Here is a 22,070-nt window from a genome sequence, read left to right on the forward strand (position 1 = left end):
TTCCTTTTCTTATAAAATACCGACACCGGCTAAAATAATCAGAATCAAGGTCAGCCATAGTAATGCTTGCGTGACTTTTAATCCTTTCTTTGTATAGAACCAGTAGACGCCCATTACAACTGCTAACGGCAAAATCCCTGGTACAATCTGATCAAGGATATCTTGGATAATAAATTCTCGTCCAGAAATATCAAACTGTAGCGAAGAACTGACTTTGACATAGTTTCCAGCCAGAACCCCCATCATAAATAAACCGAGAACCGACAGTGTTTCAATTGCGGTTTGGACGCCTGTACTCTGCATCAAACCAGTTGCATTGCGCCCCATCGAAAATGCTTGACGGGCGAAAAACATTCCTAGAGAAACTTGATACAGTGCAAAGCAAATGAATGGGAACAACGCACCTAGCGGACTTCCTTGCTGTGCCCAAGGGACGGCAATCGCAATAAAGATATATTGAACGGTTCCTGAGTCGATGGCATCCCCAATTCCTGCTAAAGCCCCCATCAAACCAGCTTTCGTGTTGTACATTAGATCATCTTGCATCAAGATCTCTTTTTTCTCATGCTCTTCCTCGGCCCGCTGTTGTTCCATTGATGACATCAGCCCAGTGATGACTCCGCCACCCCAACTCAGCTGGGTATTGAAAAACAGCAGTTGGCGTTTGTAGGCAGCTTTCAGTGCCTCATCGTCTTTGTAAAGTTTGCGCAAAATCGGCATCATGGCGTATAAAAGCGAGGGTGATAAATACCGTTCAAATGAATGCGGGATCTCATTGGCGAAATGCCATCTTAGGTATGCTTTTGTGACATCTTTCTTCGTGATTTCTTCCGGTGCGCCTTGCGCTTTTTGAATTATTTCGGTCATTACTGCTCCTCCTTATCGATTAGAACCCGTCATCATAGTCATCGTCATCATCAAAGGATGGTGATGCTGTATTCGTTTCTGGGGCTGGGGCCAATTTTCCTTTTTGTGACTGAACAAAAATCAACGCGATTAAAATACCAAAAATCGCATAGGTGACCATGGTAATTTCCAGCGAACTGAAAACTACACTCATGAAATAGGCCAAGAAGAAAAAGACCATATAATCTTTTCGACCGATCACATAGACGGTAGTTGCAATCCCGATCGCTGCCAATCCGCCACCGACTACTTCTAAAATATGGATAACGACTGTCCCCTCAAGGGCATTGATGACATCAGCAATCAGTGGAGCGCCTAAATAAAGTGCAATAAATACCAGCGGAACAAATAAAATAAATGAAGCCAACGTTGGGTATAAAATAATTGAACGAGTCATTGCTTTGGCATTCAGATCTTCTACTGCTTTATCCGTATACTTTCCTAAGAAGGTATTGATAAAGAAACGGAACTGATACAAATAACTCCCTAGCAACCCAACAGGAACGGCAACAGCAATCGCTGCTTCTGGTTGCAGATTTCCTAGCAAAGCTACCGGTACGGCAATCGCCGCAGCAATCGAAGGTTCCGCCGGCATGGATCCGCCAGGAGAAAATACCCCCATGTAAATCATTTGTAAAGCGGCAGTGACGATCATGGCTTGAGCCACATTTCCCATCACCAGTCCGACAACTAATCCCGTCATCAATGGTGAAAAACGTAAAGTCAGTGTGGCGCCTCCGCCGAGCCAACGAGACATGACTGCTGCAACCCACAGCGCAATCAGTAAACTTTGTGTAACACTTAATGTATCCATTTTTCCTCCTCCTAAACTTCTTTCAAATAGTTTTCTAAATCAAGAACAGCTTCTTTCAAGCATTCTTTGGTGATTAAGACTGGAATCAAGTGTACTTTTTCTTTCGAATCTATGAACTGCACCAACTGATCGATGACCTGTGCATCTTCAGGAAAAATACCCATTTGATGTAAACTCATTGGTAAGTGCAATTCTTGATAAAAGGGGATCAACTGATCGATGACCGTCCATTTTTCTTCAAGGGCTAATTGATAAAACATCCCATAGGCAACCTTTTCCCCGTGAAGAAAACGATGACTCTCAGGCAGATATTTACTGATGGCATCATGCATCGCATGCGCCGCTGCATTGCGGGCATATTTATCGCCTAGCCCGCCTACCATTCCAGCAACTGCAATAACGATCTCCGACAAATGACAAAAGGCGTCTGTCACTTCCTGCTGCTTCATATCTTCAATCGCTTGTTTCGTTTGTGTCAAAATAGCTGTTTCGCATAATTTTGCTGTATAGCCTGCCATTTGCAAGAAGGGCTCATTTTCCAAATGTGGTTGGGCTAAGATTGCTTCCGATTCAATCCATTTTGCCAACGTATCTGCTAAACCGGCGATAAAGTAGGAGACTGGTGCATCGATCACTAACGTCGGATCGGTAATCAAAAAAGCAGCCTGTCTTAAATAGTGTTCCGACTTTCCTTCAGATTCTCCTGACTCTTTATACATGACAGACAAGGGTGTCCATGGTGCACAATTGCTGGCCAATGTTGGGATCAGTCCAAAGGGTCGATTGACTACATGTGCTGCATACCCCACTAAGTCGGCTAACTTCCCGCCGCCAACCCCCAGAATAAAATCGATCGCCAGTTCTTCAACAAGATCAGCAATCAGTCCAGCGCCATAATAACTACATTCTCCTGTGTAGCGATGATAAAAAATTTCCAAATGCGCATCTTCTAAAAAGGGTAATTTTGGTTTCGCTTTTTCCCAAGAAACCGTTCCATGTACGAGCAGCAGGCGTTTTACTTTGTACTCTTTTAATACTTCCGGCACATAGTCGATCGCGCCTTCATGGTAACGATAAACTTGCGGTCCAACCTTTACTTTTAAATCCGTTAGCACGAGTTTCACTCTCCTTTATACAGCTAAAAACCGACTTTCCGCTTGAACAGCACGGTCTGGCAGCAGTCCCTTAACGATTCGTTCAATATCCGTGACACATTTGTTTCCCATCTCTTCTAAGCATTCCATAGTATAAGCTGATGTATGCGGTGTCATAACTACATTTTCAAAAGCTAAATACGGATGATCTTTATGACCAGGCTCTTCCTCTAAGACATCGGTGGCAAGACCAGCGATTTTCCCACTTTTTAATCCGCTTACAATTGCCTCTTCATTCAAAAGTGCGCCACGGGCACTATTGGAGAGATACACTTGATCTTTCATTTTTGAAATTTCTTCAAAGGAAATCATATGATAATTTTCCTCCGTCAAGTTAGCACATAGACAAATAATATCTGATTTTGCTAGCAGCTCGTCTAGCTCGACTTTTTTTCCGCCATAGCTTTGAATATGCAAAGCGGACTTATATGGATCGTATGCCAAAACCTCGCAGCGGAAACCATTTCTCAATATTTCTACTACACAACTTCCAGTATTGCCGACACCGATCACTCCTACCGTCTTGTTAAATAATGCCCGTCCGACAAAGTCCGCTCGTTTTTCCCATTGATCTTCGCGGACCTTTGTATTCGATTCAACTGTACAGCGCAGAAGCGCCAATAGATTGGTCACATTATTTTCTGCTACTGCATCTCGCTCGACCAAAGCTGGAATGATCGAAACAATCGTTTGGTGGTCCTTCGCTGCTTCTAAATCAATATTGTTATAGCCGATCCCGTGGCGTGTGATCAGTAGCAATTCATCTTTGTACTCAAAAAACTCTTTGGTAAAAAACGGGGTAACACTTGCTATAATGATGTTATATCCCTTAAGCTTTTCTGCTAATTCTTTCCCATTGATTTCGCTATCGAACGTGAAATGACTGACAGTTCCGATTGCTTGCAACCGCTCGATATGTTGCGGAAAGATTTTTCCAAAGCTGCTGGAATTCACTATAGCGATCTTAAACTGTTCCATATTCTTCCTCCTTACTCTTTTGCAACAATCTCATGACCACCAAAACCATTCCTTAGCGCAGAGACGACTTTTGCTGAGAAACTGTCTTCTTCTTGGGACAAATTTCTCATAAACAAACTCATAGCGATCGTCGGTACAGCAACATTCATCTCCAAAGCCGTTTCCACTGTCCACCTAGCTTCACCAGAAGCTGCAACAACCCCGCGATATTCCTCCAACTTAGGGCTCTCATTAAATTGGGCCGCTGCGATTTCCATCAGCCAGCTGCGAATAACAGATCCATGATTCCATACCTCTGCGACGGAAGCCAAATCAAAGTCATAGGCACTTTGTTCAATCAATTGAAAGCCTTCACCGATCGCTTGCATCATTCCGTATTCGATACCGTTATGGACCATCTTTAGAAAATGACCGCTTCCTGATTCCCCTGCGTAAAGGTAGCCTCCTAAAATAGCCACATCTGCAAACAAAGATTCCACTTCTGAAAAAGCGATTTCATTCCCGCCAATCATCAAACATGCATCTTTTCTAGCTCCGGAAACCCCACCAGAAGTCCCACAATCAAAGTAATGCACCTCTTTTTCTTTAAACCAGGCTGCTCGGCGAATCGAATCTTTGTAATTAGAATTTCCGCCTTCAATCACGATATCTTTCGCTGATACAAGGGGCCATAGTTCTTCAAGAATCCCCTCAGTCACCGTTCCCGCAGGAAGCATCAACCATAAAATCTGTCGGCCGCTAAAAGAATTCGTCAAATCAGCTAGCGTTTGATAGAGTGTAATTCCAGCTTCTTGCGCTGTTTTCTGCGCATGTATCGAAAGATCCAGCCCTTTTACTTGATAACCTTGATCTTTTAAATTGAGGGCCAAGTTCAATCCCATTTTTCCAAGTCCGATAATTCCTATCTCCATGACAGCGCCTCCATTTCATACTTTCATTATACAAAAAAATATTTTTTTGTAAACATAAAAAATAAAAATAATTTTTATTTGCTTTTTTTCTTTAAAAGAGGTAACGTAACAATACAAAGATAATAATGTTCATATAAAGGAGGTAACCGTCTTTGACTGTTTCGATTCGCCTGCAAATAAAAACGCTTTATAAAGACTTAAGTCTCAAAGAACAAGCGATTGCCGACTACATTTTGGAAAATCCTAGTAAAGTCAGCCACAGTTCAATCAGTGATTTATCCAATGAATTAGGCATCGCTGATTCGACCTTTTTTCAATTCACAAAAAAACTCGGTTACAACGGATTTAAAGACTTCAAAATGGCAATGCTAATGCAGGAAAATGATTTTTCTGCCATTTCGATCCATGAAAATATCCAGAAGTCTGATAATGAATTGACTATGGCTCAAAAAGTATTTGATTCCAATATGACCACATTGACTGATACTAAAAATCTTTTGAAAGAAGAAGATTTAAAGCTTGCTGCTGCAATGATCAATCAATCTAAACGACTTTTTTTCTTCGGCGTTGGTGGTTCAGAGATCGTGGCAACCGATGCCTATCACAAATTTTTGCGCTCGCCGATCACTGTTTTTCACAGCAGTGATTATCACATCCAACTGATGGAGGCTTCATTGTTGACGCCAGATGATTGCGGCATTTTTATCTCTCATACTGGAAAATCAAGAGAAACCATTGAACTAGCTCAAGTTGCCAAAAACAATGGTGCCAAAATTATCGTCATTACTAGCCATGCTGCTTCCCCTTTAGCCAAACTCGGCGACGTGGTTTTCATCTCTATTTCCGAAGAAACTGAGTTTCGCTCAGAGGCATTGGCATCCAGAATCGCTCAACTGAGCATCATGGATTCCCTCTATGTCATCTTAATGTTTATTAATCGAGACAAAGCGCAACAATCGATTGCCAAAATTCGGCGCTCCATTTCAAAAATCAAAGAACCCTGAGAAGGGAAGAAAAAAACTTAACATTTTTCTGTGTTTCGCTAAATCTTTTGTGAATCACAGTTGATATGCAAAAAAAACTTGTGCTTTTTTCTGTACTCTTCTTTGGTTTCTTAACAACTTCTTCAGTTCTGAATCTCAAATGCGCTGAGCCTGCCAAAAATCTTGTCCCTTACTCTTGCTGATGGTCGCAAAAAAACCACATCACAAAGCTATCCGCTCTGTAATGTGGTTTTTTAAGACTATCTTTTTTTAGGTAAATCAATAACGACTAGACACAATCTCTGCTCCAAAGGGCATCAACGCTAAGCGCGCCATTTTCAATGATTGCGCCGCAAATGGAATGCCGATGATCGTGATGGCTAGAATGACTGCGCTAGCTAAATGTCCTAAAGCCAGTGGTATACCAGAAAAAATCAACCATAAAATATTTAGAATCACGGACACGCCACCGCCACGGTAAACGATGTCTTTCCCAAATGGTGCGAGTGACAACGTCGCAAACTTAAAACATTGCAGACCAATGGGAATGCCGATGATGGTGATACACCATAAACACCCAGCCAAAAACCATGAGATCGCACCGATCAAGCCGCCAAAGACAAACCAAATCACGTTGCCTAAAAAATTCATCTGATTGCCCTCCTTCTTTTTTTAATAAAGACTGCTCCTGTTTTAGCAAAGAAAGCAGGGGGCATCGTTAGCACTCAGACATGCGCTATCGTCTGGTGATCCTTCCCCTGCGCGCTTCTCTTTTTTCTTAATACGAGCGAAATGTGTTATTTTGTAAAATGCTTATTGCCCAGAATCAACGGTTGATTCGCTGCTATTGTTGGACTCATTTGAGTCATTGCCGAAGACACCGGTGATCGAAGACCAGATGCCGCTAAAAAAGCTCTTGATATTTTCCCAAAGGCCCTTAGAGGTTTCTTCGATTTGCTTGCGGGCTTCTGATAGATCCAATTCTTTGATGAAGTCATCGAAGATATTGTTGTCTCGCATGTCGCTCATTAAAGAGGTCAATTCAGAAATTTGATTTTCCGTAACGATTCCTTCAAGTCCGTTGTCCTTCAAGGCTTTTTCTACTGTCTCTTGAATGTCTGCTTGGGTTAATTCCGTACCATCTGCGGTTTGAGCAGCCAAATCGGTTTTCGCTTGTTCTTGCGCTGCATTCAATGCTTCATCGGAATAGCCTTCTTTGTCTTTGTTCTCTTCGGTGATCGTAGAAAGCACATCCATCTCATCTTGAGCTACAGCTACTCGATTCTGATTGATGACGCCGCCTGATTCTTCAACGATTTTGTATACCCCAGCTAAAGCACCGGAACCGTCGATCGGTACAGCAGAAGCTACCGTTAGCTTCGCATCAGTGATCCCTGCCGTCAGCGCTGCATTTTGATATTGGGCTGCGGTGATGCGGGTAATGTTATCTGGTGTCGCGATATCGACAGTGATTCCTGCTCCGCTTTCTAGCGTCTGCATTCTGACCGAGCTATAGACCGCCCAATCTGCGGTAAAGCCACCATCGGGAATGTATTTCATCAAGTCAGTACCGTTTGTCGTATAAATCGGTGTTTCGCCTTGAATGCCCAGGCGTTCAAGTGTGTAGTCTTCTTGTGCTTTCGTCAAGGCATTTCCGATCGCCACGGCATTGACTTGCAAACGATCTGAACTGCTGTCAGAGGTACTCGTCTGACTGTCGGTAGTGGCTGTCGTTGCAGTAGAACTGCTTGTTGCAGTGGAACTGCTGGTCGTTGAATTGGTTTCGTCAGCAAAAACTTGTGGTGCTGCTAATAAAACTTGGCTAGATACCAAGAGAGTCGCTAAAATCATCGCTGGTTTTCGAGTCTGTTTTTTCATCACTATATCCTCCAAGTGTTGATCTCTTTTTCAGGGATTTTTCCCACTTACTGCTGTTATTGTACTATAGGTTTTCTTGCAAAGCCTACGTCTAGGGTCTGAAATGAAGAAAAACTTAGAACTCTGCTGCTATTTAAAAAAGGCACAATTTGGTATTATCCTTGGTACAGCAATACTTTAGACGCTTTTCTTTTCATCAACTGTTTTTTTAGCAAAACCAACCGCATAGGATTTCAAACGGCTGCCCACTTTCCTCAAACTAAGAAAGGCTCCCGTTAAAGCTATCGTATAAAAGAACAACGGAAACCCTGTGAGTGAAAAAAAGACTTTCCCGGATTCCAGAAACAGCGGGTGACTCAGAAAGATCAATCGACTAGCCTCAGCTGCTTGTTTTGCTTGCCAAGTCCGCTTTTGTGGTTGCTGCTTGATCAGCCAAGCAAGGAAAAAAAGAGTCGTCGGCACAAAGAACAGCATGAAATTCTTATCGTCCCCCTGATTGAGATACACCAGTCGACCTTCAATGCCTAATAAACAAAGAGAGACCGCGAATTTTCTGCCAAGATGCTTCGTGAAAAAAGGACGTTTCTGGTGTTCACCTAAACAAAACCCGCACAGCAAAAAAAGAAACCCATAAAAAAGACCGTTTCTCGTTGTAAAAAATAGGGTCCGATAATTTTGATAAAATACTAATAAAGGTCCACTTAAATAACTGCTGTACGTTTCAAGACAGCCAATCACATACAAACTGATCGCCAGTAAAAACTGCCGCCGATAGCCAAGAAAGCGGGTTTTCCGTACTAACCACATGCCAAAGAGCAACGCTGGAAAATACCAGAGATGATACCAAATGCCTACAGTAAAAAAGCCAACAACCAAACCGATGACCCGTAATGGATCGGCAAGATTTTGCTCTCCTAAATAAAACCAGCCTAAGGGAAGATACACGATCGACCAACGCAAATATAACTTAAGTTGTCGTTTGCACCATTGCTGCCATGAACAGGTGCTCTTTTGAAAAAAATAGCCATTCAGCAGCAGAAAAAAAGGAACCGCCAAACGACATAAGAGACTCTTTAACAAAAAATGAAGCCCGTTGTTTTCCGCCAGTCGACCACAGTGAACGAGAATCACCAGTAAGGAAGCGATGAATTGGATGTAGCCAATTGGAACCATAGGTTGTTTTGTCTTCATTCAATCGTTTCTCCTTTCTCCGTCAAATTTGATCAAACATCCTTCACTTTACTGACCCTTTCTTTTTATGACCAGCACTGAAAGCTTCCAGGATAGAAAGACAGTGCAACAAGTAGAAACATTGATAAATAAAGGATGTTACCCTTTGTTGCATCGCTAATTTCATAGATCCTCGTTCGCATAGAAAAGAGTTTGCTATAATATAGAAAGAATGATGGAGGCAAAACAGACACATGGATATTGGGAAAATTATTAAAGAAGAACGCACCAAACGAAATCTCACACAAGAACAATTGGCGCAGGAATTTTTTGTCACTCGGCAACTGATTTCAAAATGGGAAAACGGCAAGAGCTATCCTGATCTAGATCAAGTAGTCAAGCTGAGCAACTATTTTGAATTGACCTTGGACTATTTATTAAAAGAAGATCAGCAGATGGTGCAAGAACTCAATCTGACCACCCACCGCAAACGAATTGGCCTCGTATTGATCGCCCTTTTGACTGTTCTCAGTATTAGCTTAAGTACGATTTTGCTGGCAGGATTTTGGATCGATCCAGTCTTTTTCACAAAAGAAGACCTAACGATCACTTCTATTAAAAAGTACCACTTGCCTGCCACTGAGATAACGAATCAGGAAACCGGACAAGTGATTCAGCTGCCTGAAGATACGGAATACTTGATCACTTATACGATCGATCGGCCATTGGTAAAAACGGGCCGTCTGTCGGGTTATAAAGAATACAGCAGCGAAAATGCCAGCCAATTAATGGCTTTTGGTCATCGCGGTTTTCATTTTGGCACGCAAACAAGTAAAATCGTCATTCGCAGCAATCGCCAAGACAATTTAGCTGCACCAGAATTAAATGCAGGCAAGGATCTTTATCTTCGTAATATGAATAAAGCACGCGCCTATCAAAAATCTGCAGCAGGTGACACATTTTCTATCGAAGACGAAGGCGATCTCCTCTTTACTGCAGAAGAACTGGAACAATTACCCTTTGAACAAGGACAACTGCCAGAGTAAACAAAAACCACCGAATCGTTTTGATCGGTGGTTTTTTGCTGACTTCTTATCCTAACAAGATCATTGCGATCGCTGCCAAGGCGTTATTGAGAAAATGCATGGCGATGGCTGTTTCTAAGCGCTTAGTTTTTACATAAATCAGCGCCATGATCAATCCCATAGCACCGTAAATTAGAAACTCGACCAGATTGGTGACGGAATGGATGATACTAAAAGCCGCCACACTTGAGATGATCCCGACTATCGGGTATTTCTTGAATAAAAGGCCGATGAATCCACCCCGGAAAACGATCTCTTCCATGATTGGCGCCGCCACGGCGATCAATAGAAAGATCAAAAGCGGATTTTCGCCTGTAAACAGTTCCCCTAACACTGCATCATTGGCGGTCGCTTCTTGATCGGAAATATGCTGCAGATACATGGTACCACCAACAGCAATAACTCGTCCTAAAACAAAGCCACCGATGATCCATAACCAGTTGCGCTTCGTTGACCAGCCAAAGTCAAAGGTGGCAAGTCCTAGCTTCCAAGCCAAATACATCATCAGGCCAATGTTTGCCAAAAGCAAGGCAATCAATCCGTAGCTCATCATCGCAGGAATCCTCGGCTCTCCGGCTTCCAAATAATAGATTTTTACCACACTGAATACGGTCATCCCTACTTGACTAAGTAAGAATAAGCCAATCAAAATAAATAAGTTCTTTACTGCTTTCATGCTCTCCTCCTTTTTTCTCATTGCATTTTGCAGGATTGGGTTACGACAAATCATGACACAGCTCATCACTTGGTTCCCCATATATCCAGAAGCAAGCCGCTATCGGCTTGTTTCTAATGATACTGAGTTTCTTCAGTATTTACAACAAATAAAAAATAAAAACAGTTATTTTGCGTATTTTATCCAATAAACCACGTTTTTTCTTTTGCTGCTCTCAAAAAAATATAAGTAATGTTTGAAAAAAGCGCTCTCTTATGCTACACTGTTCCTACTTTTGTTTGGCTGACGAACCGCTGCCCCAACCATGTTCGTTTGGACCAACTCGTTGCGAGTATTCGATTTCGAATGCTCTTTTTGTCGCGTTTGTCAAAAGAAAGTGAGTGAATCCAAATGATCCAAGTAGAACACCTCAGCAAGACCTTCCAAGTATCCAAGCGAAAAAGCGGCTTTCGCCAAGCAGCCAAAGCCTTTCTTTCTCGTGAAACCACCACCGTCCATGCGTTGCAAGACATCAGCTTTACCATCAATGAGGGCGAAATGGTTGGCTACATCGGGCCTAATGGTGCTGGAAAAAGTACCACCATCAAAATCATGTGTGGGATTTTGACCCCTGATCAAGGCGTTTGTCACATCAATGGTCGTACCCCTTGGCAAGAACGTATCCAACATGTCAAAGACATCGGCGTCGTCTTCGGTCAGCGCAGTCAACTTTGGTGGGATGTCCCCGTCAATGACAGCTTTGATTTGATCCGTGATATCTACAAAGTTGACGCTGCTAGTTATCAGCGCAACCTAGAAGAATTAGTCACCTTACTAGATTTAGGTGAGATCTTAAAAACCCCGGCTCGTTCCTTGAGTCTCGGTCAGCGTATGCGCTGTGAGATCGCCGCCTCCTTACTCCATGACCCCAAAATCTTATTTCTTGATGAACCCACCATCGGTTTAGATGCTGTATCAAAAATTGCTGTGCGTCAGTTCATCAAAAAAAGAAACCAAGAAAAAGGTACCACAGTCATCCTGACGACCCACGATATGCAAGATATCGAGGCGCTGACACAACGAATTCTGTTGATCGGCAAAGGGCAAATTTTGCTGGATGGTCGCCTCGATGAACTAAAGCATCGTTTTTCTGATGTCAAAACGCTGGAGATCGACTATCAAGGGAAGGAGCCCCATCTGCCAGAAAATGTCCAGCTGCTTCAAAAAGACGTTGGTCGCCTGGTTCTGAAGCTTGATCCCAAAGAAGTGTCAGTCGCTCAGCTGCTCAGTCTGCTCAGCAATCAAGTCGAGATCACCGATTTGGCCGTTGCCAGTATCACCGCCGAAGAAATGGTCGCCAAGCTGTATCAGGAGTATCAAATATGAGGAAGTATCAGGCATTTTTCCGCATTCGCTTTATCAATACCTTGCAATACCGCTCGGCGGCGATTGCCGGGATGGCTACACAACTAGCTTGGGGCTTGATGGAGATTCTGGCATTCCACGCCTTTTACCAAGCAGATCCTAGTGCCTTTCCCATGACCTTTCAACAAACCGTCTCCTATGTTTGGCTCCAGCAAGCCTTCTTATCCTTGTTTATGTTGTGGTTCTTTGAGGCAGAAATTTTCGATACCATCACCAAAGGGTCGATCGCCTACGAACTTGTGCGGCCGATGGAGCTATACAATCGCTGGTTTTGCCAATCGGCTGCCAATCGCTTAGCAAAAGCCCTCTTGCGTTGCGGACCAATTTTTGTGATTGCTTTTTTACTACCAGCCCCTTATCGCTTGATTCTGCCAACAAACGTCGCTGCCCTGTTCTTGTTTCTTTTGTCTATGGTGCTGAGTTTAGGTGTAGTGATCGCTATGTCGCAGCTGGTCTACATCTCAACTTTTTATACATTATCCTCCATCGGGGTGCGGATCGTCATCAGCTCCATCGGTGAATTTTTAGCTGGCGGGGTCATTCCTCTGCCTTTCTTTCCGCAGCCTTTTCGCCAATTCGTGGAACTATTGCCTTTTGCTTCCATGCAAAACGTCCCGCTGCGAATTTACAATGGGGATCTGACTGGCTTTGCGCTGGTTTCCGCATTGCTCTTACAAGTCTTTTGGCTCGTACTTTTGATCGTGATCGGAAAAATTTGGCTGCATCAGGCACTCAAGCGTGTCGTTGTGCAAGGAGGTTAAGGAATATGGTTTATTGGCATTATTTTTGTATTCATATCAAAAGTCAGATGCAGTATAAAGTTTCCTTTATGTTAACTGCTTTGGGACAATTTCTAGGTTCCTTTACTGCTTTTTTAGGCATTTGGTTTATGTTTACGCGGTTTCATCAAGTGGATGGCTTTACCTTTGAGGAAGTCCTGCTTTCCTTTGCGACGGTTTTGTTTGCCTTTTCGATTGCGGAATGCTTCTTTCGCGGGTTCGATCTTTTTCCACAAATGATCAGTAATGGCGAGTTCGATCGGGCACTCGTGCGTCCCCGCTCCTTGATCTTTCAAGTCTTAGCTTCCAAAATGGAGTTCTCGCGTCTCGGTCGTTTTATTCAAGCCTTGCTGTTGTTTGCTTATGCGATTCCCAATAGTGGAATTGCTTGGCATTTTGGAAATGTCCTGACTCTTTTTCTAATGATCGTCTGCGGCGCCCTCTTTTTCGCCCTATTGTTCTTAGTGTATGCTGCCATTTCCTTCTTTACGATCCAAGGACTTGAATTTATGAATATTTTTACCGATGGTGCCCGCGAGTTTGGTCGCTACCCATTTAGTATCTACGGAAAACACGTCTTGCGTTTGTTGACCTACGTCGTGCCGATGGCTTGGTTTCAGTATTATCCGTTTTTGTATGTCATTGGTCGCGTAACTAATCCTTGGTGGATCTTATCGCCGTTGGTTTGTCTGCTCTTTGCCTTTCCCGCCTTCTTCTTTTGGCGAGTAGGTTTGAAGAATTATATTTCAACGGGTTCATAGAACAAGCAAGAAGCCCTTTTAGACATCAATCATTGAAGACACATCCTCTAATGATTGATGCTCTTTTTCTTTTCGATAATTGTAAAATTGCTCAGTCGCTTTTTTATTTGAGCAATCCCGTCCCTGATATACTGTAAATATTTATCCCCTTAAAGACAAAAACTGGCTAGGAAAAGCAAGCAATCTCTGGTAAGATAAATAAAAACGTAAAAGAGGACCAGTTATGGAATATTTAGCGATTTTACTTGTTTTCTTTCTATTGAATGTAGTGATACTTGTACTAGGATTGAAGAAGAAACGGATCATGCTGCTTTTTCTGTCACTCTCTGGTTTATTGTTGGTTTGTTTGATTGCCATTTCTTACGTTTTCTTCTATTCAAATACACTTTAAGTCGTCAAAAACACGGGGAGCTGGCTTCAAAATAACCGTAGCTAATTTACTCATTATCCCCTGTTTAGAAGCAGTAGGACATACCAAAATTGCGTCCTGCTTCAAAAAATCGCTGCTTTTTCGATCACTTAATCTGCCGAAAGTATCATATACGCGTTCGTTACCGCCTCGTCTTTCCAAAACATTTTGCAACCCATAGAGTTAGGCACTCAGTCTTCCGACTGCATGATGGAACATTCGTATGGAACGAGTTTGTTTAAATTACACCTAAATAAAGAGGCTTTGACATAAGTCCATAAAAGAAAACCGCAAGAAATGAAGAGAAAGCGTTCATTTCTTGCGATTTTTTTCGGTAAAATAAAAAGGAGCACCGGTTGCCGCCAATGCCCCATCATTTAATCCTGAAGGACTAAACAGAACGCAGTTTTCTATTTATAGCAAATTTGTTATCTTTAGGGCGAAGATTTTGATCAAAAACAGCCATCGAAATCTTGTTTATAGTGTACTTAGCAAGAGATTTTGGCATAGTAATTTTAATCATGTAATTCTATTTGTCTTATAAAAAAATATCTCTTACTTACTAACATTTGTAAATACCATTTCATTAGACATTCAAGGTGTTTATTTCTTTTGTGCACAATCCCACTATAGTTAATTATTTGCGAAAAAGTACAGAAGCTAAAAAGGTAGAGAGAATGAACTATTTGACATTAGGTTATGATTAGAATCTTTTTGTTACACATAAAAATTTTCCGACAATCAAAATATAAATATTCATTGTCGTGAATAGTGCTAGAATAAGAAAACTGAAGAGTATCAGGTACACTTCCCCAAGCATTCCGGCCTAATACTCCTCAGCTTCTTTTGCATGCACTTACTAATTTAAATCCTAAACTTAGCTACTGCAAGCAATTAAAAAAAAATCCCCCTCGTTTGAGGAGGACAGAAAAAAGGATGTAATAATAGTAAGGTTATGACTATTATTCATAAATACATTATATAAGAAGAATAATTTTTTTCAATAACATCCATTATCTTATTTTTGCGAAATTTTGCTAAATCGGGAAATTCCAAGAAAGCATTTTGATACTTCCAATACAAAATCATGGTTGAATTTGGAATAAAAAGTCTTGGGACATAACACAAAACCCCCTCATAATGAGGGGGCCAAAGTAAGGAGATTGTGACTAGCACTAATCTATGTTCTATCCGTGACTTAATTATATAACATATTTCCACGAGTTCCTACACTTTCAATTATCCTGTTTTTGCAAGATTATACTTATCCAAGAAAGAGTCTACCATGGAAGCTTATTATCGTTCATCGCTCGTTCCAATTCCTTAACTATATCAGAAACTTGACTAACAATACCGTCAACCATTGTTCCCAATACTTTTTGCATCGGTTTGATTGTTGCTTCGCCACATAAACCATCCATTACACTAGAATAATATCCTCCTCTAGATTTAAGCCCCATTTGGATTGTACGAATAATGTCAGATCCAATTATCATCTAGCAAAACTCTTAATCTTGCAGCTTGAGTAATTAGTTCTTCAACCATACTAAGTTTGTCACGAGGAATTGTATTGAACATTTGTTGAAGACGATCCTTTTCTTCTGTCACACGCTTTTCCATGTCATCCATGTAATATGTAAGCGACATCCAAGTACTTTTATTATTGAACTTAGCTTCTAAACAGCAGGTGGATTTTTACCATTTTCAATGCTTCCATAATAATTACTAGAGATTCCTAATTGCTACATCAACCTGGGTCACCCTATTTTCAAGCCTCTTGCTTCATTCTCGATTCAATTAGCTTAGAATCTAAAATAATCGCCTTCTTTCTATTTTCAATGTGTAGGTCTAGAAAGATAATTTTAGATTTCATCGGCCGGCTCCAATAGTTCTGGATTCTCGTATATGTTGCCGATTTTCTTTGCATCATCACTAACATTAACTAAAGGTTTGTAGTAACCATGTCTAATTAACTCAGTAATAAATTGGCCATTCACAAACATTACTAGGCGATTGTTTGCATTCTTTTCAAAATAAGTATAGAAGATAATATCCCCTTCGAAAATCTCCACGCCGTTGTTGTCTTTCAAGCCTGGTGATTGCATGTGTTCAATTTCTTCGAACCACCGCCAAGCGGCATTTACATTTATCATTCCGTATTCAAAGTCGATACTTTCAACCGGCATCATAGATTCTAACCCTTTATCCCAAGCTCTTAATTTTGGTATATCTTATCCCTCATCTTCGATTGCATCATCCTCCACTTCAAAATATTCGGTTTCACCAACACCTGACCAAGTCGTTTCAATATCCACTCTTATTTTTCTGACCATATAATCGCTCCTTCTCTTCAATTTCTTTTGTTTACTGTCGATGATAACAAGCTATCAAAATCTAAAATTAGTAAATACGCTCTTTTTTTCATTACCCTTCAACTTTTTATTATAAAATACACATTTCCATCTATACAAAACCTACGTATGATAAAATCAGAATCGAACTAGAATTAATCCGAGGAGGTAGATCAACAATGTGTACAAGCTTAACTTATGAAGCAAAGAACCATACATTCTTTCTTGCAAGAACAATGGATTTTGGGGTTAAGTTAGAAGGTAGACCTGTCGCAATCCCTAGAAACTATGTGTGGGAAAGACAAAATGGCAAAGAAATTAAAACAAGATACGGTTTCGTCGGAACTGGACGTAAATTGGATGGGTACTTTTTTGCTGATGGTGTGAATGAATTTGGATTGTCGGTGGCCGAACTATATCATCCAAATGAAGCAACCTATCATGATTCTAAAAAACCAGGCAAGCTTAACTTAGCTCCACATGAATTCATAATGTGGGTGATGGGAGAAAATAAATCCATTGCCGAAATAAAAGAAAATATCGGCGGTGTCCGATTAATCAATAAAAAAGTCTCACTGTTGGATGATGTTCCTCCACTACACTACATCATTACCGATTCCACTGGAGAGTCGATTGTAATCGAGACCGAAGATAAAGAGCTAGTCATCAAAGAGAACCCAGTAGGAGTAATGACAAATAGCCCAAAATTCGAATGGCATTTAACAAATTTAAATAATTTTCTCTCGTTAAAACCAACAAATGTAAAAAATAGACAAGTAGGCGAACTCACCCTACATCCTTTCGGTCAAGGTTCAGGAACATTCGGATTGCCAGGCGGCTTTACTTCTCCTGAAAGATTTGTTCGAACAGTCTATATGAAACACTTGATCAAACAAGCTGCTGATTCCACTGAAGCCGTAAATACGATATTGAAAATTTTAAACGGTGTGACTATTCCAAAAGGAGTAAATATCAAGGACGATGGACTAGATGATTACACACAATACCGAGCAGTAATGGATGCTTCAAACAAAATCTATTACTTTAACCCATATGATACAAATAGCATTTTTGCAGTTAAACTAACGGAAGAACTATTGAATGCAGTAGAACCTACTGAATTCCTTTTTGAAGAAGAACTTCAGATCCAATTTATGAACTGCTAAAAAGGTGGCTTTTCTAAACTAGAATCCTTTATAGGGTTCTTTTTTTCTATTTCGTCGGATAGCTGACTTATAAAATATCTTTTATTTGCTATAATTAAAGTAAAAAGCAGGTGTAAAGAATGGATACTGCATTAAAACTTCGATTGCTCAAAGAAAAAAATTTACTCAAAGACCAAACTCATATAGAAGTGATGCATCTATTAACAGACTCAAAGCTTATTGAAAAGCTGACGAGTATTGAACATAAAAATCTATTGAGTTATATCTGGAATTTAATCGGAATAGCAGAAATCCCGAATTCAATTTACCTAGAATACACACAAAACTTATTGCTCTTTATTAATAAAAATTTATCCACTGACAAAGGTTTTTCTTACACCGGATCAATTAATGATATTGTTCCTTGTTACAATGCAATGATTTTTGAAGCTTACTGCCGACTTGGTTTACATCAATCTACAGAGGCTCAAAATGCGCTTTATTGGATTAAAAACTATCAAGTTTTTGATCGTGTTACGAAAACTACTTGGCCGTACAGTGGTATTTGTAAACATGGCGGATGTATGAATAATGTTCCTTGTTATATTGGTATAGGTAAAACAATCCGAGCATTAATTACCTATCGTGAATTTTCTCCTGTTCCAGATAAAGAGGTAAAACATTTAATTCATATCGGATTAGAATATATGTTACAGCACAATATGTTCCAACGCCTAAGTAATCGTCAACCGATTAGCGCCCATATTACCGACATTATGTTTCCTCAAAGTTATATGCTCTCCTTTACGGATCTTGTTTATATAGTCAGTAAAACAAATAGTTTTAATCGACCAGAAGTTTCCCCACTGTTGGAAGTGCTCCGAAAAAAACAAACATCTTCCGGTGGATGGAAAACTGATTATAACTATTCTTATAACGGCTATACTCCATTTGATAACAGAAGAAAAGATTCTGAATGGATAACTGCACTATTCTCTAACTGGTTAGGATCCATTGTTTTATGACCGCTTCACAGTCAACTATTTTGGTGGATTGCTGACTGCTCAAACTATAAATCTTTCTATCATTTTTGTCATATCAGACTATTTTTCTCCTCTATAATCTATAATCATATCTATAAAGGAGGCGGTTTCTTTGAAAAAAGTTCCTAAAGCATTTAAATGGGTTGGTGTATTCTTAGCGGTCCTCTTTATTCCTGCTTTCGCTACTTACGGCATTGATAGGAAGAAAAAATAAGCAGAATATACCTACAAAAGGTAACTCTTGAGTTGCCTTTTTGTTTTCTCAAAAAACTGGTATTTAAGTTGTTAATCTCTGTCACTATTGTAATTAGTTTTTGTTACTAGAAAGGCTCTCGTCAGCGAACAAGAACGAAGAAGAACCCCAGCGATCACCTCGCCAGTAGTTATACTTTCCGCTTAATTCTGGGTATTCACTACATTTAACAGTGTAATTTCCCATGTAAGTTCCGTTATAATACCCATCTGGCACATTTTTGTACATTGATCTATCCTTTTCATTTTCGTAGATAGCTTCTCTATATTTAATGAAAACTTTGTCGCCCTTTTCCAAACGCATTAACGGTCTCGAAGAATCATATTCAAGTTCTGATTTCATTCTTATCCCTCCTATTATTCTATTTCTTCCACCAATCAACTATTCTGGTGGATTACTGATTAATTATAGTTAAAAAGGTCTTCGACAATGGTATTGAAAAAAACCAATATCAATAACTTTTTGTTGAATAACCTTCATTGACTCTTCAGGATAGCTCCAGTGTTGGCAATACACACCGCCATAACCGTTTGTACCGTTAGCGAAAGTTCCTAGCTGTATGTATTCATGCAAGTCCTTCTCCAAAGCTTGTAACGTACCGTCTTCTGAGAACCAACGCTTGAAGTTTAGGTATCGATAAACGTAAATGTAGCCATTCTTGATAACAAAGTGGGTAGTCTCCGTAACTTCATCGTGACACTTAAAATATTCAAAAAGTTGCTATAGACAAACACATTCTCCCTTTATTTGGTCATATCCGAATGAGTAAGATTACTATTCAATTTTGCCAAAAATAGGTAAATCATTGGTTTAGTTGCTATAAAAAGTACTCCAACTTAATCGGTATCACGGCATCAGTATTCAATTATGCTATCAATATCCGGTTACTCAATAATAAGCCAATGGATGGTGTAATTCGACCTAAGAAACAGCAAAAAGTAGATGAAGAGGACTACATCGCACCTTTCTATGATCGTGAACAGTTGCTTACTTTTTTGTCGGTGGTAATAGAAGTAAAAGAAAACTATTCAGAACAATTATTTGTGATGTTTCGCATTCTTGGGTATACGGGTCTTCGCAAAGGAGAATTGCATACCTTACGTTGGAAAGATATTGATTTCGATAAGAAAACTCTTACCGTCAAACAAACACTAGCAACTATTCAGAATTGGGAGTTAGTTTTTCAGCCGCCGAAGACAAGAAAAAGTATTCGTACTATCTCTTTGGATGATGAGACGCTGGGTCTGATAAAAAAATGGAAGTTACACCAACAAAAATTTCTTTTTCAGTTTGGCATAAACTCATTATCTCAAGAGCAATTGCTCTTCCCTTCTACTGAAAACAAACCGCTTTATCTAGATTACCTGAACCATAATCTTTCAAAAATCCTGAAAGAAAACATTTTACCTAAAATGACTGTCCACGGATTTAGACATACTCATTGTAGTTTACTTTTTGAAGCAGGTGTTTCAATAAAAGACGTGCAGGAACGAATGGGCCATACTGATATTAAACTACTATGAACATATACGCTCACGTAACTGAACAAAGAAAAGAAAAAACTGCTCATGACTTTGCAAACTTCATGGCAAACGGCAGCCCATATCCAGATAAAAATACTAGGGGTAGTCAAATGTAAAAAAAGAGGTTTCCCTATAAATAGGAAAACCTCTAGAAAGCTGATAAGACAGCCCTTGGACAATGTTTGTCTTATTCTGCAGCGTTTGTGTCTTTGAGACCGTATTTTTTGTTGAAACGGTCCACACGTCCGTCTGCTTGTGTGAATTTTTGACGTCCAGTGTAGAATGGATGTGAATCAGAAGTTACTTCGACACGGATCAATGGATACGTGTTGCCGTCTTCCCACTCAACAGTTTCTTGAGAATTCTTTGTAGAACCTGATAAGAATTTGAAACCAGTAGTTGAGTCCATGAATACAACTGGATGATAATCTGGATGGATATCTTGTTTCATTTCTTCTTCTCTCCTTTGCCCTGGCTCATTTGCTTCACCAGAGTTGATTTGTCGATTTTACAACATGACTATCTTACCATGTTTAGTTTTTAGATGCAATTATCTTTTTATATTTCTTTTTTGCCGCTTGTCTCCGAAATGGACATCATGAAAAGCCGCTAAAAACTCTTCATTGTTCTTCGTTTTGCGCAAGAATTGAATGAATTGTTCTGTGAACTCCAAGGAATCCCCTAACATGTTGTTGCGCAAGCGCCAAGTTTCTTCCAATTGTTCACTGCTCATCAGCAATTCTTCTTTACGGGTACCAGATTTCTTGATGTCGATCGCAGGGAAGATTCGACGTTCTGCTAAGCTGCGAGAAAGCTGCAGCTCCATATTGCCGGTTCCTTTAAACTCTTCATAGATGACATCATCCATGCGGCTACCGGTATCCACCAGTGCTGTGGCAAGAATCGTCAAACTGCCGCCTTCTTCAATATTACGGGCAGCACCAAAAAATTTCTTTGGTTTGTACAAAGCAGCTGGATCGATCCCGCCGCTTAGTGTACGTCCGCTTGGAGGTACCACTAAGTTGTAGGCTCTTGCCAAACGAGTGATACTATCCATCAGAATCACGACATCACGCTTGTCTTCTACCAAACGCATCGCCCGTTCTAGTACCAATTCAGAGACACGGGTATGATTGCTAGGCTGCAGGTCAAAGGTTGAAGAAACAACATCGCCTTTGACACTGCGTTCCAGATCAGTCACTTCTTCTGGGCGCTCGTCGATCAAAAGAACGATCAATTCCACCTCAGGATAGTTGTCAGTGATCCCATTGGCAATTTCTTTCAATATACTGGTTTTCCCAGCTTTAGGCGGAGCAACGATCAGTCCCCGTTGTCCAAAACCCACTGGCGACAGCATGTCGATCATCCGAGTAGAAAGGCGTCCTGACGTTGTTTCTAATTTTAAATGACGATTCGGATAAAGCGGCGTCAACGCTGGAAAATGCGGACGCTCTTTGGCATCTTCTGGATCTTTGCCATTAACAGACTCAACGTGCATCAATCCATAATAGCGCTCAGATTCCTTGGGCGGGCGCGCCTTACCGGCGACTTTATCGCCATTACGCAAACTAAACCGACGAATCTGTGACGAAGAAATATAGATATCTTCTGCACTCGGTCCGTAGTTGATTGGGCGTAAAAAACCGTAGCCTTCTTGGCCTACGATATCCAAGATTCCTTCCATATAAAAGAAGCCTTGTTTTTCCGCCTGCGCCCGTATCACAGCCAATGACAATTCTTTTTTATTCATTTGGCTGTAATAAGGAATTCGAAACTCTTTGGCAAAGGTGTAGATTTCTTTTAAGGTTTTGTTTTCCAACTCTGCCATCGTAAGATAATCGCTCATA

At 40.6% G+C, this 22,070-nt stretch carries 24 protein-coding genes; 10 read left to right on the forward strand and 14 right to left on the reverse strand.

From position 1 onward, the window contains the following. Window positions 1-9: 9 nt before the first annotated feature. The 5 genes from IGI84_RS12710 to gnd are packed head-to-tail and all read right to left on the reverse strand — an operon-like array spanning window position 10 to window position 4,763. Window positions 10-867, reverse strand: a complete 858-nt coding sequence (locus IGI84_RS12710) for a PTS system mannose/fructose/sorbose family transporter subunit IID (protein ID WP_008380577.1) — start codon at window positions 865-867, stop codon at window positions 10-12. 19 nt (window positions 868-886) lie between these two features. Next, window positions 887-1,720 (reverse strand): PTS mannose/fructose/sorbose/N-acetylgalactosamine transporter subunit IIC, encoded by an 834-nt coding sequence (locus tag IGI84_RS12715; protein WP_081117903.1) that lies wholly within the window; start codon window positions 1,718-1,720, stop codon window positions 887-889. Between the two features lie 11 nt (window positions 1,721-1,731). Beyond that, a complete protein-coding gene (locus tag IGI84_RS12720) occupies window positions 1,732-2,835 on the reverse strand; it encodes an iron-containing alcohol dehydrogenase family protein (protein ID WP_220426432.1) in 1,104 nt (367 codons plus the stop codon). A 15-nt stretch (window positions 2,836-2,850) separates the two neighbouring features. Then, the gene (locus IGI84_RS12725; protein WP_081117901.1) at window positions 2,851-3,852 is read right to left on the reverse strand and encodes a D-isomer specific 2-hydroxyacid dehydrogenase family protein; all 1,002 of its coding nucleotides are present in this window, start codon (window positions 3,850-3,852) and stop codon (window positions 2,851-2,853) included. An 11-nt stretch (window positions 3,853-3,863) separates the two neighbouring features. Next, the gene (gene gnd, locus IGI84_RS12730) at window positions 3,864-4,763 is read right to left on the reverse strand and encodes a phosphogluconate dehydrogenase (NAD(+)-dependent, decarboxylating) (protein WP_081117900.1); all 900 of its coding nucleotides are present in this window, start codon (window positions 4,761-4,763) and stop codon (window positions 3,864-3,866) included. A gap of 152 nt (window positions 4,764-4,915) precedes the next feature. On the opposite strand from gnd, the gene IGI84_RS12735 reads away from it, so the two are divergent. Further along, a complete protein-coding gene (locus tag IGI84_RS12735; RefSeq protein WP_005228428.1) occupies window positions 4,916-5,767 on the forward strand; it encodes a MurR/RpiR family transcriptional regulator in 852 nt (283 codons plus the stop codon). A 258-nt stretch (window positions 5,768-6,025) separates the two neighbouring features. On the opposite strand, the gene IGI84_RS12740 is transcribed toward IGI84_RS12735, so the two are convergent. The 3 genes from IGI84_RS12740 to IGI84_RS12750 form a co-directional block, all read right to left on the reverse strand. Continuing rightward, the gene (locus IGI84_RS12740) at window positions 6,026-6,397 is read right to left on the reverse strand and encodes a YccF domain-containing protein (RefSeq protein ID WP_010749951.1); all 372 of its coding nucleotides are present in this window, start codon (window positions 6,395-6,397) and stop codon (window positions 6,026-6,028) included. A gap of 162 nt (window positions 6,398-6,559) precedes the next feature. After that, a complete protein-coding gene (locus IGI84_RS12745) occupies window positions 6,560-7,624 on the reverse strand; it encodes a DUF1002 domain-containing protein (protein WP_081117899.1) in 1,065 nt (354 codons plus the stop codon). 177 nt (window positions 7,625-7,801) lie between these two features. Next, window positions 7,802-8,815, reverse strand: coding sequence for an acyltransferase family protein (locus IGI84_RS12750; protein ID WP_096741660.1), 1,014 nt, complete (start codon window positions 8,813-8,815; stop codon window positions 7,802-7,804). A gap of 233 nt (window positions 8,816-9,048) precedes the next feature. Here IGI84_RS12750 and IGI84_RS12755 point away from each other — a divergent pair, with 233 nt between their 5' ends. Beyond that, complete coding sequence (locus IGI84_RS12755; protein WP_096741661.1) at window positions 9,049-9,840, forward strand: helix-turn-helix domain-containing protein; 792 nt, start codon at window positions 9,049-9,051, stop codon at window positions 9,838-9,840. Between the two features lie 46 nt (window positions 9,841-9,886). On the opposite strand, the gene IGI84_RS12760 is transcribed toward IGI84_RS12755, so the two are convergent. Continuing rightward, window positions 9,887-10,555: a CPBP family intramembrane glutamic endopeptidase gene (locus IGI84_RS12760; protein WP_096741662.1), complete on the reverse strand. Its 669-nt coding sequence runs from the start codon at window positions 10,553-10,555 to the stop codon at window positions 9,887-9,889. A gap of 390 nt (window positions 10,556-10,945) precedes the next feature. Between IGI84_RS12760 and IGI84_RS12765 the strand changes: the two genes are divergently transcribed. From IGI84_RS12765 to IGI84_RS12780, 4 genes are all read left to right on the forward strand, one after another. Beyond that, window positions 10,946-11,920 (forward strand): ABC transporter ATP-binding protein, encoded by a 975-nt coding sequence (locus IGI84_RS12765; RefSeq protein ID WP_081117895.1) that lies wholly within the window; start codon window positions 10,946-10,948, stop codon window positions 11,918-11,920. Continuing rightward, window positions 11,917-12,720, forward strand: coding sequence for an ABC transporter permease (locus IGI84_RS12770; RefSeq protein WP_220426435.1), 804 nt, complete (start codon window positions 11,917-11,919; stop codon window positions 12,718-12,720). Before IGI84_RS12765 ends, IGI84_RS12770 begins: the two co-directional genes overlap by 4 nt. Window positions 12,721-12,725: 5 nt before the next feature. After that, window positions 12,726-13,499 carry an ABC transporter permease gene (locus IGI84_RS12775; protein WP_086291731.1) on the forward strand — a complete coding sequence of 258 codons (774 nt, stop codon included), beginning with the start codon at window positions 12,726-12,728 and terminating at the stop codon, window positions 13,497-13,499. 223 nt (window positions 13,500-13,722) lie between these two features. Beyond that, window positions 13,723-13,890, forward strand: a complete 168-nt coding sequence (locus IGI84_RS12780) for a hypothetical protein (RefSeq protein WP_005234033.1) — start codon at window positions 13,723-13,725, stop codon at window positions 13,888-13,890. 1,298 nt (window positions 13,891-15,188) lie between these two features. On the opposite strand, the gene IGI84_RS12785 is transcribed toward IGI84_RS12780, so the two are convergent. Next, window positions 15,189-15,404, reverse strand: a complete 216-nt coding sequence (locus IGI84_RS12785) for a hypothetical protein (RefSeq protein ID WP_140965293.1) — start codon at window positions 15,402-15,404, stop codon at window positions 15,189-15,191. A 366-nt stretch (window positions 15,405-15,770) separates the two neighbouring features. Further along, on the reverse strand, window positions 15,771-16,136 hold the full coding sequence (locus tag IGI84_RS12790) for a YopX family protein (protein ID WP_321205992.1): 366 nt from the start codon (window positions 16,134-16,136) through the stop codon (window positions 15,771-15,773). A 302-nt stretch (window positions 16,137-16,438) separates the two neighbouring features. Here IGI84_RS12790 and IGI84_RS12795 point away from each other — a divergent pair, with 302 nt between their 5' ends. Further along, window positions 16,439-17,425 carry a choloylglycine hydrolase family protein gene (locus IGI84_RS12795; protein ID WP_220426437.1) on the forward strand — a complete coding sequence of 329 codons (987 nt, stop codon included), beginning with the start codon at window positions 16,439-16,441 and terminating at the stop codon, window positions 17,423-17,425. Between the two features lie 119 nt (window positions 17,426-17,544). After that, a complete protein-coding gene (locus IGI84_RS12800) occupies window positions 17,545-18,429 on the forward strand; it encodes a hypothetical protein (RefSeq protein ID WP_220426438.1) in 885 nt (294 codons plus the stop codon). A 325-nt stretch (window positions 18,430-18,754) separates the two neighbouring features. On the opposite strand, the gene IGI84_RS12805 is transcribed toward IGI84_RS12800, so the two are convergent. Further along, entirely contained in the window at window positions 18,755-19,042 is a 288-nt protein-coding gene (locus IGI84_RS12805; RefSeq protein ID WP_140965297.1) for a hypothetical protein, read from the reverse strand. Window positions 19,043-19,434: 392 nt separating this feature from the next. Between IGI84_RS12805 and IGI84_RS12810 the strand changes: the two genes are divergently transcribed. After that, complete coding sequence (locus IGI84_RS12810; protein ID WP_241508708.1) at window positions 19,435-19,497, forward strand: hypothetical protein; 63 nt, start codon at window positions 19,435-19,437, stop codon at window positions 19,495-19,497. 105 nt (window positions 19,498-19,602) lie between these two features. Then, window positions 19,603-20,223, forward strand: coding sequence for a site-specific integrase (locus IGI84_RS12815; protein ID WP_259280111.1), 621 nt, complete (start codon window positions 19,603-19,605; stop codon window positions 20,221-20,223). 187 nt (window positions 20,224-20,410) lie between these two features. On the opposite strand, the gene IGI84_RS12820 is transcribed toward IGI84_RS12815, so the two are convergent. After that, complete coding sequence (locus IGI84_RS12820; RefSeq protein ID WP_005233979.1) at window positions 20,411-20,674, reverse strand: type B 50S ribosomal protein L31; 264 nt, start codon at window positions 20,672-20,674, stop codon at window positions 20,411-20,413. Window positions 20,675-20,773: 99 nt separating this feature from the next. Continuing rightward, on the reverse strand, window positions 20,774-22,069 hold the full coding sequence (gene rho / locus IGI84_RS12825) for a transcription termination factor Rho (RefSeq protein WP_005228301.1): 1,296 nt from the start codon (window positions 22,067-22,069) through the stop codon (window positions 20,774-20,776). Between the last annotated feature and the right edge of the window lies 1 nt (window position 22,070).

Origin of the sequence: Enterococcus sp. DIV0008 (assembly GCF_050542615.1) — a bacterium.
GTDB lineage: Bacteria > Bacillota > Bacilli > Lactobacillales > Enterococcaceae > Enterococcus_D > Enterococcus_D innesii.